This is a genomic window from Paenibacillus sp. MDMC362 (assembly GCF_003269305.1).
Taxonomy (GTDB): Bacteria; Bacillota; Bacilli; order Paenibacillales; family Paenibacillaceae; genus Paenibacillus_AQ.
Genome location: NZ_QLYT01000095.1, coordinates 1 through 13,512, shown reverse-complemented (window position 1 = coordinate 13,512; position 13,512 = coordinate 1). Strand labels below are relative to the sequence as shown.

The 13,512-nt window shown below is 49.9% G+C and carries 10 protein-coding genes; all 10 read right to left on the bottom strand.

Annotation, left to right across the window (positions count from 1 at the left end; genetic code table 11):
- Nucleotides 1–90: 90 nt before the first annotated feature.
- On the bottom strand, nucleotides 91–1,173 hold the full coding sequence (locus DP091_RS30560) for a Gfo/Idh/MocA family protein (RefSeq protein WP_113061771.1): 1,083 nt from the start codon (nucleotides 1,171–1,173) through the stop codon (nucleotides 91–93).
- A gap of 321 nt (nucleotides 1,174–1,494) precedes the next feature.
- A complete protein-coding gene (locus DP091_RS30555) occupies nucleotides 1,495–2,472 on the bottom strand; it encodes an N-acetylglucosamine kinase (RefSeq protein WP_113061770.1) in 978 nt (325 codons plus the stop codon).
- Nucleotides 2,473–2,507: 35 nt separating this feature from the next.
- Nucleotides 2,508–3,290 carry an SDR family NAD(P)-dependent oxidoreductase gene (locus tag DP091_RS30550; RefSeq protein WP_113061769.1) on the bottom strand — a complete coding sequence of 261 codons (783 nt, stop codon included), beginning with the start codon at nucleotides 3,288–3,290 and terminating at the stop codon, nucleotides 2,508–2,510.
- A 183-nt stretch (nucleotides 3,291–3,473) separates the two neighbouring features.
- Nucleotides 3,474–4,211 carry a trehalose operon repressor gene (treR, locus tag DP091_RS30545; RefSeq protein WP_113061768.1) on the bottom strand — a complete coding sequence of 246 codons (738 nt, stop codon included), beginning with the start codon at nucleotides 4,209–4,211 and terminating at the stop codon, nucleotides 3,474–3,476.
- Between the two features lie 62 nt (nucleotides 4,212–4,273).
- Nucleotides 4,274–6,304 (bottom strand): PTS system trehalose-specific EIIBC component, encoded by a 2,031-nt coding sequence (gene treP, locus DP091_RS30540; RefSeq protein ID WP_113061767.1) that lies wholly within the window; start codon nucleotides 6,302–6,304, stop codon nucleotides 4,274–4,276.
- 25 nt (nucleotides 6,305–6,329) lie between these two features.
- On the bottom strand, nucleotides 6,330–8,045 hold the full coding sequence (treC, locus tag DP091_RS30535; RefSeq protein ID WP_113061766.1) for an alpha,alpha-phosphotrehalase: 1,716 nt from the start codon (nucleotides 8,043–8,045) through the stop codon (nucleotides 6,330–6,332).
- A gap of 291 nt (nucleotides 8,046–8,336) precedes the next feature.
- Nucleotides 8,337–9,818 (bottom strand): S-layer homology domain-containing protein, encoded by a 1,482-nt coding sequence (locus tag DP091_RS30530; RefSeq protein WP_113061765.1) that lies wholly within the window; start codon nucleotides 9,816–9,818, stop codon nucleotides 8,337–8,339.
- A gap of 132 nt (nucleotides 9,819–9,950) precedes the next feature.
- Nucleotides 9,951–10,646: a response regulator transcription factor gene (locus DP091_RS30525; protein WP_113061764.1), complete on the bottom strand. Its 696-nt coding sequence runs from the start codon at nucleotides 10,644–10,646 to the stop codon at nucleotides 9,951–9,953.
- A gap of 3 nt (nucleotides 10,647–10,649) precedes the next feature.
- Entirely contained in the window at nucleotides 10,650–12,122 is a 1,473-nt protein-coding gene (locus DP091_RS30520) for a sensor histidine kinase (protein ID WP_113061763.1), read from the bottom strand.
- A 9-nt stretch (nucleotides 12,123–12,131) separates the two neighbouring features.
- Nucleotides 12,132–13,352: an amidohydrolase gene (locus DP091_RS30515; RefSeq protein WP_113061762.1), complete on the bottom strand. Its 1,221-nt coding sequence runs from the start codon at nucleotides 13,350–13,352 to the stop codon at nucleotides 12,132–12,134.
- Between the last annotated feature and the right edge of the window lie 160 nt (nucleotides 13,353–13,512).

Genomic DNA, 13,512 nt, shown 5'->3' with positions numbered 1-13,512 from the left:
TAAAAAAACTGCACCTCCAACTGTTAGATGTGTCTAACAATGGGGGTGCAGTTCACTTTTGCATGATTCAATCATCATATAAATCTAAAATTAGTCCAGATAAACGGCTTTGCCGAGTTTTGCGGATTCATAGAGAGCTTCCAAAATTCGAGATACGACATAAGCTTGTTCCGGGGTTACGACAGGATCCTTATCCTGATCGATCGCCTCGATCCATCTTCTCATCTCAACATCCGGAGCCTGCTCCTTCTTCCCGTCGTAGAATGCCACTCCGCCGGAATTCAATTCGATCTCGTTTGTATACAGACGACTGAATTTCTCGCCGTTGATGCGAAGACCGTTCTTCATGTCGGCTCCGCCTTCCGAACCGCTCAGCGTACATTTGGCTTCATCGATATCCAGCGTATTGAGCGCCCAGCTGGATTCCAGCATGATCGTCGCGCCGTTCTCCATTACAATCATACCGAATGCGGAATCCTCAACGGTGAATTTTTCCGGATCCCATGGCCCCCATGCATTTGCCGCGTTTTCCTTTCGAGACAATTCATGATAAGTGGTGCCGAGGACGATCTTCGGTTTGTAGTTATCCATCATCCAGAGGGTCAAATCGAGAGCATGCGTACCGATATCGATAAGCGGCCCGCCGCCTTGTTTTTCCTCATCCAAAAAGACGCCCCAAGTTGGAACCGCTCTTCTCCGTACGGCATGGGCCTTGGCAAAATAAATATTTCCGAGTTCACCGGCTTCGCATACTTGTTTCAGGTAAAGACTGTCTTCACGGAATCGGTTATTGTATCCGATCGTCAATTTCTTGCCTGTCCGCTTCGCGGTTTCCATCATCCGCTTGGCATCCGCAGCCGTTTTTGCCATCGGTTTCTCGCACATTACATGCTTACCTGCCTCAAGGGAAGCAATGGAAATTTCGGCATGCGAGTCATTAGGCGTCAGAACATGAATGATATCGATGCTTTGATCCTGCAGCAACTCTTTATAGTCGCTATACACTTTGGCTTCCTCAATCCCGTACTTGCTAGCTGCAGCTTCCGCGCGATCAAGGACGATATCACAGAATGCCACGAGCTCCACGTTGTTCAATCTGCTTAAGCTCGGCAGATGCTTCCCGTTTGCGATACCGCCACAGCCGATAATTCCAATACGATACACTTTAGACATGGATCATCACCATCACTTTTCATTAAGTTTTTTAATAACTTCAGATATAAAGTCCTGCCTATCCATAACGCCTTAAAGAGCAGGCGGGCTTTTATGTATGTAATTCTGCCACGACATCTCTTCGGTCTCCGGATACGAACTTAGCTGCCATGACATCCACATATAAGGTATCACATCTCGCTCATTTTTTTAGTCCAACTATGCGACAAATCATATATAAAATTACGACATCCTTATGAGAATAACGTTATTAGGCAACTGGACCTGTTACCACACACGGTCCCACAGTTTACATAATATAAATTATGAAAAAGCTGAATTCTACCATGTAGCATGAGGGTGCCTGCGCATGGATTCAACCCTATGGGAATCCACCAACAGACCCAAACTGCGAAATGCCATAAGTACAGCACCGGCGGCGGCGGATAATTGAGGGTTGTGAAATTCATATCGCTTGTTGATGCCCGTTTGCAAGCTGTTTATCAGCTTCGATTTCATGTAAGCGCAGTTTACGACACTCCCGATGCCGGTTACCGGTACATGATCCGACTGAAAAAAAGAACCTAGAATCTCAACGCCTACCATGATCTGTTTCATGGCTTCATCGCATACGCTCCGAGCTAATGGGCTTCCAGCTTCAGCCGCTGTCGTGATAAGTGGAGCCATCTCCCCGAATTTCTTGTCCCGCTCTTGTCGATCTTTTATAAAGCCCGCAACCGCCAGCATTCGAAGCTGGTCCCTATTTTCGACTCCCCAATAGGATTGGATTTGAAGGACCAACGATTCATCGGATGGATGAATATTCCCGGCCAACATCTGATACACAGCATCATAAGATAGAAATCTCGCTGCGCTGGCGGCGTAATGGTGAAAATCCACATTTTTAATTGGAATCTCTTGTTCGGTTATTCCCAGAATTATGGATCCCGTCCCCGACACAACAACGATTCCTGGATTCCCCATGAATGCACCTGCATGCGCGACAACGGAATCGTTCACGTACCATTTCGGACAATCGAGTCCTTCGATCGCGGTTAAACGAGTTACCCACTCCATGTCTTGATCTGACTCGTAACCCGCTATTCCCGCACACAGACCCTTGACGTGATCCAATTTGCAGCCTGCCATGGTAAGTGCCATGCGTATGGTTTGCTGAACATTCTCAGGTGCATTCCTGTCTTTATGGACCGAGGAGGCTCCGCCAACGGCATAAGAGAGAATATTTCCATTTAGATCGCTGACCATGACGCGTGTTTGCGATCCGCCTCCGTCGATTCCAATCACGACCTCATGCCTCACATCCAAGACCTCCCGCGTTATTAATTGCTAACAGCTTACAAAGACGGAGCCGCCCCCCCGTCAATATTGATGGAAGTTCCTGTAACATAGGAGGCAGCATCGGATGCCATAAATACGATAACTTTTGCCGCTTCTTCCGTGTTTCCAATACGTCCGAGCGGAATGTTATGGCGCGGGTCCCGGGCATACTGTTCCCAAGTGAGTTCAGGCGATTCACGTTTCCAACGCGCTTCAAGCTGTGCACTGCGTATCGTTCCGATGCATACGGTGTTTACCCGGATCTGGTCTTTCGCCAAATCGTGACTCATGGCCTTGGTCATGGCTTGCCCTGCCGCGCGGCTGACGCTGCTGGGCATGGATGCAGCCGGCGGTGTTTTGGCCCAGGAAGTCGTGACATTAATAATCGCGCCCCCGCCGGACTCTCTCATATGGGGGACAGCTGCACGGGCAAATCGAATCGCGCCAAACAGCTTGAGTTCCAGATCCGATGCCCATTGTTCGTCGTCGATCAGCCCAAATGGCCTAGCAGCAGCGGTTCCGGCATTGTTCACCAGAATATCGAGCCGTCTGTAGTGGCGGACAGTTTCGGTTACGGCTCGTATGCAGTCCTCAGGTTTCGTAACATCCGCTGCGATGGTTAGCGTTTTGATATCCGCTGCTTGTCGAATATGGTCTGCCGCAGCTTTTAACTGCGCCTCATCCCTTGCACAAATAGCAACCTGGGCACCTTCCAACGCAAACGCAACTGCGGTTTCAAGGCCAATGCCTCTGCTTCCTCCGGTAATTAACACGACTCTTCCTGTCAGTCCCAAGTCCATGTCCTATCGACTCCTTTACCTTGATTATCGGACAACTACTACTAGATAGCTTCAACATCAAGAAGGAGTTTTCCTCTTTCCTTCCTCCTATTCTCCAGCGCACCGCCCGTTAACCATTTTCCCGGTAAGCCTGTCAAGACAACATAAAAAAGCCGCGATGAATTCGCGGCTGCATAATCACTTCTATTGCTCTCCAAAAACATGATGGGTTTCTCTTCTTGCAAAATCAACGAACTGAAATTTGTCCAATCGATGCCTCGATTCTGTATACTGGAAAAGCGTGGTATCTTCCAGATGAACGTAGCCCCGGACTACGACGACATGAGTATCGTTTCCAAGATCCATATGGGACTGGTCCATCGTAGTAGCTCGTTCAACGGAGATCATTTTTTTCGAATAGCTGATTTTCAGATGGAGCTCCTGCTCCAGGTATTGATAGATAGAATCGCCGGTAATCTCTCTCGTAAGACCCGTTACAATGTCGGCAAGCAAATAATCGATATCGAGAATAATGCGCTCCCCATCGATTTCCCTGGCACGGATGACCTTCCATACAAGGCGATCCGGACGAATTTGAAGCTCCCTTGCAATTCCCTCCCCGGCCGGAACACATTCCGTCTCATATACAATCGTTCGGCTCTTTCGGCCTAACCGTTCCGCTAGCTCTTTATAACTGATGAGCCCCGTTACCGGGAAGTTCATTCTGCCTGTATCCAGCACAAAAGAACCTTTACCTTTCACCTTGTGAATATAACCGTTTTGAGCCAGCAAATTGAGTCCCTTACGTACCGTTTCCCTAGTGATTTGATAGGTTGCCGCAAGCTCGTTTTCCGAGGGCAGCTTACTGCCGGGCTGCAGAGCGCCGATTTCGATTTTGTCGGCATAATCTTTGTATAGCGTCCAATAAATGTTGTTCGTCATCCTTTATCACCATCAGTTATTGTACCATTTTCCAGCGGCTATTACATGCTGCATCGGAACTGTCAGCTTCCATTACCGAGAGTCACCTGAAGCACTCTCGTTTCGCCTGGAAACGCATCGCCTTCAAACTCCGTAACCTTCTGAATGTGTTCCTGCCCATCTGGAATAATGACCGGCGTAATGACGGGTAAACCGGCTTCCTGGATCCGATCCATATCGAATTCAAGCAGCAGCTGCCCCTTGCTTATCTCCGCACCTGTTTCCACGTGAGCCGTGAATCCCTCTCCCTTCAAGGAGACCGTGTTGATTCCGACGTGAATCAGGATCTGAACTCCGTTCGTATCCGTCAAAATAATCGCATGTCTGCTCTTCTTGATCAGATGCGCGACCTGACCGTCAAATGGAGCATACACTTTTCCTTCGGACGGGAGGATGGCAATGCCCTGTCCCATCTGTTTATCGGCGAAGGCAGGATCCGGCACCTCAGACAGGGGAACCACCTTCCCTTTAATCGGCGCCATGATATCTACCTCGGCTGCTTGCGCCGCTTCCGTAGTCGGACTATTCGCCGGTGCTGACGAGTCAAACGACTCGGATTGAAAACTGCCGTTCGATGCTGGTGGAACAGCTTGTTCTGTTGCATCCAAGCCAGCAGGACTCCCTTCTGTTGTACGTCGAGACTGCTTGGACAACTGGTAACGCCCGAACAGCAATGTCCCTGTGAACGGAATGACCAATACAATCGCCATGCCGAGGAAGAAGACGCCCCACTGGTTAGGGAATATCGATAAGAATCCCGGAATCCCGCCCACGCCGATCGATGAAGCCAGAACGTTGTTCACAGCCAGCAGCACACCGGCAATTCCGGATCCGACCATGCCGAAAATAAACGGATATTTATGACGAACGTTGACCCCGAAGATGGCCGGCTCTGTTACCCCCAAGAAGGCGGAGATGGAAGAGGTAACGGCAAGTCCTTTCGCCTTCTGTTCCTTCATGATAAACATCATGGCCAGCGCTGCGGCACCTTGCGCAATATTAGACAATGCCAGCATCGGCCACAAGAACGTTCCGCCCTCACTGCCGATGAGCTGAATGTCCACTGCAAGGAAGGTATGATGCATCCCCGTGATGACAAGGAGCGCATACAGTCCGCCGTAGATCAGGCCGCCCAGAGCGGCAAAGGAATCAAAAATGCTGACAAGACCTGAAGTGAGGACGTTGCCGATGGCAAACGTGATCGGTCCCACCAGAACAAACGCGAGGAACCCGGTCACCAATAGGGCTACGGGGGCCACAACAAGCAGCTTAATGGAGTCATGGACGCGTTTATTCAGGAACTTCTCGATTTTGGCCAAAATATAAGCCGAGACAAGGACCGGCAGTACTTGGCCTTGATAACCGATTTTCTCCACTTCGAAGCCGAACAGGTTCCAGACGGGAACCGTGCCCTCCAGCTTGGCATCGGCATACTGGTAAGCGCTGAGCAGATTCGGATTTACCAGGATCAGGCCCAGTACAATCCCGAGCAGCGGGTTGCCGCCGAACTGTCTTACCGCCGACCATCCGATCAGAACGGGAAGGAAAGTAAAGGCGGTGCTTGCAATCAGATTAATAATCGAGGCAACGTCCGCCCACTCGGGATGGACCTGAATCAACGATTGTCCTTCATAGAAAATGCCCGGTCCCGTAAGCAGATTGTTGATACCAAGCAGCAAACCCGCCATGACGATGGCCGGCAGGATCGGAATGAATATATCCGCAAGCGTCTTGATCGCCCGCTGCAGCGGATTTTGCTTCTTGCTCGCAATGTTCTTCACTTCATCCTTCGAAACTCTCGCTCCGCCGGTGATGTCCATCATTTCATCGTAAACCTGGTCGACAAGGCCCGGTCCGATCACGACCTGAAACTGTCCCTGGGACGAGAACTGCCCCTTCACCAGATCGTTCGCTTCAAGGGCTTGGGAGTCCACCTTGCTGTCGTCCGCAAGGGCAAATCTTAATCGGGTAACGCAATGCGTGGCGGCTTCGATATTGTCTTTTCCGCCGACTGCCTCGACAATGCGCTCCACGTTTTTGCGATCAATGGCCATAACTCTCGCTCCTGACATTATGAATTTAGTTGTTATGAATAAGCCACATATAGGATGCATACGGTCGAAGTGCAACGATTGGAGTAAGGTCCGGTTCTTTCGTTGTGTTGCCGATTAATAGTTGAACCGACCGACTTTCGGTCAGATTGTCTATCATCGTCTTCGGAAGCTCGAACGAAACATCGCGGTCGCTGAAATTGGAAATGACAACAAGCGTCTGCTCCTTGTTCGTTCTGGCATACGCATAAATTTCGGGATGACCTTCATCCAGGCGAACATATTCACCGTCCGTAATAACCGGAATGTTCTTTCGCAATTCAATCAGCTTCCGGTAATGATGATAGATCGATTGCGGATCCTCCACTTCGGATTGCGCATTGATCAGCGGATACCGTTCATCGATCTTGATCCAGGGCGTCCCCGTCGTGAATCCGGCTTGGTCGCCAGCATTCCACAGCATGGGCAATCTGGAGTTGTCGCGCGAGCGCACTTTGACGATGTGGGCAGCCTCTTCCGGCGTTTTACCCTGCTCCTGGAGAATGGTGTACATGTTTAAAGATTCAACATCCCGAAACTCGGAGATATCATTCCATTTCGGATCGGGCATGCCGATTTCTTCGCCTTGATACACATAAGGCGTGCCTTGTAACCCGTGAAGCGTCGTGGCCAGCATCTTTGCACTTTCCGTGCGGTATTCGCCGTCATTGGTGAACCGGGTCAGCGCTCGCGGCTGATCATGGTTGTTCCAGAAGAGGGCATTCCAACCGCCGCCCTTCTGCATGCCGATTTGCCAATCGGAGAGCACTCTTTTCAACTCCTCGAAATCATAAGGCTTGAGCTCCCATTTTTGCCCGTTGGGATAGTCTACCTTCAAGTGGTGGAAGTTGAACGTCATGGAGAACTCATTCTCCTCCGGGTTCGAGTATCGAATGCAATGCTCCAAAGTTGTGGAGGACATCTCTCCCACCGTGACGAGATTGTAAGGCTTGAACACTTTTTCGTTCAATTCCTTAATGTATTCGTGCACTCGGGGGCCATCCGTATAAAACCTGCGTCCGTCGCCCGGAGCCACGGAGCCGTCGTCATCGGGAAAACCGGGATCCTTCGATATGAGATTGATGACATCCATCCGGAATCCGCGGACTCCCTTTTCCGCCCAATAGGTGAGGATATCCACAACCTCTGCGCGGACCTTCTCGTTCTCCCAGTTCAAGTCTGCCTGCGTTTTGTCAAACAAAGTTAAATAATATTGCCCTGTCCCCTCGTCATACTGCCAAGCTGGCCCTCCGAATTTGGATTGCCAGTTATTAGGCGGGCCGCCGTCTTCTGCGGGATCCCGCCAGATGTAATAGTCGCGATACGGATTATCGCGTGAGGAAGCCGCTTCTTTAAACCATCGATGCTCGGTCGATGAATGATTCACAACGATGTCGATCATCAGATGCATGTCTCGCTTTTTTAATTCGGCCACAAGTTCATCGAAATCGTCCATCGTCCCGTACGCAGGATCTATGCTGCAATAATCCGCTACGTCGTAACCGTTATCATTTTGCGGAGAAACATACACCGGCTGGAGCCACACAATGTCGATGCCAAGTCCTTTTATATAATCCAGCTTCTCCATGAGCCCGCGTATATCGCCGGTACCTTGGCCGGTCGTGTCGTTGAAGCTCTTCGGATATACTTGATAAACCGTTGAAGTTCTCCACCAATCGTAAGACTGGGTTTCTGGGTTCAACATGAAACTTTGTCCTCCTCGTCATCTTGTATATACAGGTTGCATATACGAAAATCATATACATGTATATACAGGTTGTCAACCGTTTAACCATTAATACCCACTTCCCGGGCGTTTCGACTACTGAAATAACAATTTAATTGGAATTTTTTCTGATGTTGTGGAATGAATCGCTAACCGCGAATGTCACAAATGACAAAATGCTTTTCTATCATATGCAATAAACCCCATATGAAAAGAACGAGCTTTTGAGCTCATCCTTATCATATGGGGTATTCATTTTCCCACTGTTTATTAATTCACGGTCAGAACCGCCTTAGTTTCGTCTGCCCATTTGCCGACCGGTTGAATCGTATAGGTCGTTCCTGCCTTCAGTTTGCCTTCCTGCGTAAGATCAAACACGCCTATTGCACCTTTGCGGCTTGAATATTTATAGGTTGCCATAAGTTTACCGCCCTCTGTGTCAATCAATTCCACACTCCGGCCGGAGAACAGCTCATCTCCAGGGTCCTCGGACAATGTAATGGAAACAGAGCTTTCACTGATCGCCGCGGCACCGATGATATCCAGCGGTTCGAAACTCTTCGCAACGAAAGTCGGATTCCCAATCTGTGCCCAATCGGAGGTAACGGTATAGGTAACACCAGGCGTCAGTGCCTGGCCTTCAGGCAAACGGAACTTCGGTTCTTGTTTGCCATCCGTGGACTGGGTGAATGGTACGTATTTGGCCACGATAGGTTGTCCGCCTGCAGGCGTAATCGTGACTTCTCTGCCCTGCCCAGACGAGATGATCTGATAGACTTTTCCATCCGCGCTGTTGTTCTCATCCAATACGAATGCATTGTCTCCGCGGCCTCCGCTATAAGCGGAAATAACATAACCGTAGTCAACGACGCCGTTCGCTTTAAGTGCCTCCAACTCAAACGTATCCTGAGCCGCTTGTCTAACCTCTGTCATGTCCAACTTCGTGCTATTACCTGTAAATGTACCTGCTGTTTTCCCTTTATAGGTAAGCGAATACGATGTACCCGGTTTTTGAACGGAGGTTGGGACGATGTAAGTGGATATCGAGCCCGTCTTCAAACGCGGCATGTTGGTGAGTTCAAGTCCGTTGTTAAATTTAAAATCTTCTTTGGCTTTGGCAAACGCCTCATTGTCCGCGGTCAATGGAGCATCAAAAGTGACGATCAGGGTTATCGCATTCAGTGCGCGGACACTGGTGATTTTGGCTTTTTCTGATGCAACCGCCTCATGGGCAATGCTGATCAAGTAGGCAGCTTGACCACGAGTGGCTTGGCCGTCCTCGGAATAGAACCGCTTTGCCCAGTAATCCACGGACTTGGCATCTCGTTTCAGTGCTTTAGACACCATGTGTACCAGCTCGGCGTGGGTAACGGTTCCCCGCGGGTCAAAACGTCCGCCCGGTGCCTGCATAATATCTTGCGCCACCAGCTCAGATGCGTACCGCTCATACCACGCGTTTGGATTCACATCCGTGAAGCTAGGCTCTGTCTCCCCTTTGCCTTCAGGACCAATCGCAAGCACAAGCATTTTCGCCAGCTCTGCCCGCGTGATCGTGCTGGTTATCCCCATCGAACCATCCTGGTAACCCTGCATCACGCGAAGCTGGGACAATACTTGAGTGGCTTGCTCTATATCTTGGACAGCCAGCGGAGCACCCGCAGCCTCGACTTGCAGAACTTGTAACGGCAGCGAAGCCGTTCCCAGAGCAGCTGCCACCATTATGGCCGCCAGTTTATTAGAATATGTCTTCATTGGTAAACCCTCCCTAAATCGTTGAAATATGAGCTTTGATTGTCATATCTCCATGATAGAGGAGAGTCCTAAACTCCCAAGAAAGCCGGGATTAAGCGTTTCGAAAACTTTTATTAACAATTTCTAAATTATTTAAACCGAAAAGCGGTAGCCAGCCCCCCAGACCGTTTCAATGTACTGCGGATTGGATGGATCCAGCTCCATTTTTTCGCGCAGCTTTCGGACGTGAACGGTTACGGTCGCGATATCTCCGCTGGAATCCATGCCCCATATCCGTTCAAACAGTTCCGTTTTGTTAAACACCCGGTTCGGATGACTAGCCAGAAATTCCAGCAATTTAAACTCCCGGGTGGTGAACGCGACCTCCTGATTGCGTACGAACACCCTTCGCGCCGATTTATCGATGACCAAACCGCGAATATGAATTTCTGAGCTTGGACTTGGGCTTTGCTTGCCCATAAGCCTCACATATCTCATCAAATGGGCTTTGGCTCTTGCGACTAATTCGCTCGGGCTGAACGGCTTGGTAATGTAATCGTCGGCACCGAGATTGAAAGCACGGATTTTATCGATCTCTTCATTCTTGGCGGATACGATCAGAATCGGTACCTCCTTGTTCTTCCTGATGTGGCTGCATAATTCAAAGCCGTTCATACCGGGCAGCTGAAGGTCCACAATGATAAGGCTGTAGTCCTCATGAAGGGCAAGCTTCAATCCCTCATTGCCTGTATGGCATAGATCGACCATAAATCCATTCAACTCAAAATAATCCCGCTCCAACTGAGCGATGGTTGTCTCGTCTTCTATGATGAGAATGCGTGCCGTCATGGATTAAAGTGCCTCCTTCATATTCGCTCGTTTGAGGGTAAAGTACAGGCTGGTGCCGACGCCCAGCTCGCTCTCCGCCCAGACGGCACCCCCGTGTCCCTCGATGATCTGGCTGGCAATGGCAAGCCCCAGGCCGCTGCCGCCCGTTGCGGAATTGCGGGATGGCTCCGCACGATAAAATCTTTCGAATATATGAGGGATCGCTTCCGGTGCGATGCCCGTGCCGTTATCCCGAATCTCAACCGTTACCCATTCCGGAGATAGCCGGATCGATACGCCTATGTTTTTTTGCTGCTTGTCCATGAAATTCTGGGCATTTCCAATGATGTTGAGCACGGTTCGCTTTAATTTCTCCAGGTCGGCAATGACATCGACAGGATCACCCGGGCGTTCCTTCCACTCCAGCAAAATGTCCTTCTCCTCCAAAACATAGCGCTGCTCATCGATGCAATCGTCAATGAAACCGATGATATCGACATGCTCGATCATAAACGGCACCTGCTTCAAATCCAGCTTGGAATAGAGAAACAGCTCATCCACGAGTTTATCCAGTTCGATGGTTTTGTTATAAATGATGTTCACGTATTTATCCATTTTCTCCGGCGTATCCGCGACGCCGTCGCGTATGCCCTCGACATAACCCTTTATATTCGTTATGGGTGTGCGCAAATCGTGAGAAATATTGGAGATCAGCTCTTTTCGGTTCTCTTCGTCCCGGAGCCGGAGCTGAATCGATTCGTGCAGCCGCTTCCGCATATTCTCAAACGTCTCGTTCAATTGACCGATTTCGTCCTTCGAATGCATATCCAGGGAAAACTGAAGATTCCCCTCCTTAATGTGTTCGGCCGAATTACGGAGCAAGTCAAGCGGTTTGACCACGCTGCGCGTAATCCAGCGATATAACAATACGTTCGCAACGACAACGATGCCAACGAGACTCAAGACAAGTATGGGCAACAGCTTGCGTGTGACTTCGCCGAAAGGACTTCGCTCGCGAATCACGTACACGCTCCCTTTGGCCCCGTCCGAATACCGGAAATCATATTTGGCATAAGCATAGAACCGTTCACCGATATTAAGCGTATTGCGGATCTGATTATTATTCAGGTCATATGGAGGCAGATTCGTTTCCAGTTCAGGCTGGTTCATCGTATTGGACTCAAAGACCTGGTCGTTTTCTCTCCGGACGTAAAGTCCTGCGCGTACGGTTCTCAGCTTAAAATCGTATTCCGTCAGAAGCTCTTTGTCCTGCAGCTCATCCGGCTCGTTCTTGGCAAGATATTTTAATTCGAGGAAAATGGACTCCTCTTGTTCCGTGAGCGGGTTAATCTGGTAGTGCACTTTATAAAAATCCCGAATACCGTGAATATCGCCGGTAGCCGCAATGGTAAATAAACTGGCAGTCAAGACAAAGACCAGCAGGCTAATGACCAGCATACCGGTATAGGACAGCAGCAACTTAATCCGAATGGACATGAAATTCGCCTAAAGCGAACCGGAAACGATGTTTCCCTGAAACATCGTCGCCACGCGTTTGGATCTTCTCGCAACGGCTTCAGCTGAACATGAAGCTTCGACCAATACGATGCTGGCGACGTCTCCGACCTGCGGCCACAACTGCTCCCCATCATGATTCAGCGGTGTGATGCCACCGGTAATATATTGGAGCGTTTGCGCTAAAGCGCGTTCATCCACCCATCTGGATATTTCGGCCAGTCGGCCGGCGCGCTCCAGCACATCCCCATTTCCGAAGGGCGACCACACATCAAAAATGTTATCGCATCCGACGGCCACTTCTACACCTCGCTCGTGCAGCAAACCAACCGGCGGAAAGTTCCGGCCAATGGGCACACTCGTAATAACGGCGACCCCCGCATCAGCGAGCAAGTCCCCCATTTCCTGTGCTTGGGATGGTGGAATATCACCCAGTCCGAAGGCATGGCTGATCGCCACCTTGCCCTGCAGACCCGCCTCGATGGTCAGCTGTGCTAACCGCTTCATGGTGAAGGTCCCCAGATGATGGGCATCATGCAGATGCAGATCAATGCCCGCATCGGCCTCCACGGCGAGCTCCACCATTCCCTGCAAGGATGCTTCGATATCGCCATCCACCGTCGCCGGGTCAACTCCGCCGACCAGGCTTGCTCCTCCGCGAAGTGCTTGTCTCACTAACTCCGTTGATTTCGAGCGCAGCAGACCATGCTGCGGAAAAGCAACGATCTCATAAGATAACTTTCCTTCAAACGCGCGTAATGCCTGTTGAACCGCTTCTAAATTGTCTAATCCCGCTTCCGGATAAATATCCACATGCGTACGCACATGGGTCACGCCGGACTCCAGGTAAATATCGAGCAGCCGTTCCGCACGTTCCTGCGTTGAGGTATCCAGCGAAGGAAGCGTCGCTCTCTCGATTGCCAAACGTTCGAATATACTGGAAACCGGCGTAACGGAACGCCACCGGTCACCAAGCAGCGTTTTATCCAAATGGCAGTGCTTTTCGATAAAGGATGGCAGAAGCAACAAACCCTTCACATCGTGCTGCGGCCACTCGTCTGATAGGGTTGTGTCCGAAGCTACAATTTTTGCGATTTTCCCATCTTCTATGAATATATGGCGAATCTCCGTCCTTGTTCCCGCAATAACGCCGTCTTGAACTTCATAACCGCTCTCTAACCGGGCATTGGTTAGCCAAAATGCTGAACTCATATATCTATCAATCCTCTCTCCGCTTACCAGATATACGATCATGCTATCACAGGAAAAATGATATGGAAAATATTTAAAAAATAGGATTTACTTAAGTTTTACATATGACGGATTGTAATATGAAGTGCGACACCTAAACAGAAATAGCCCATGGGAACAA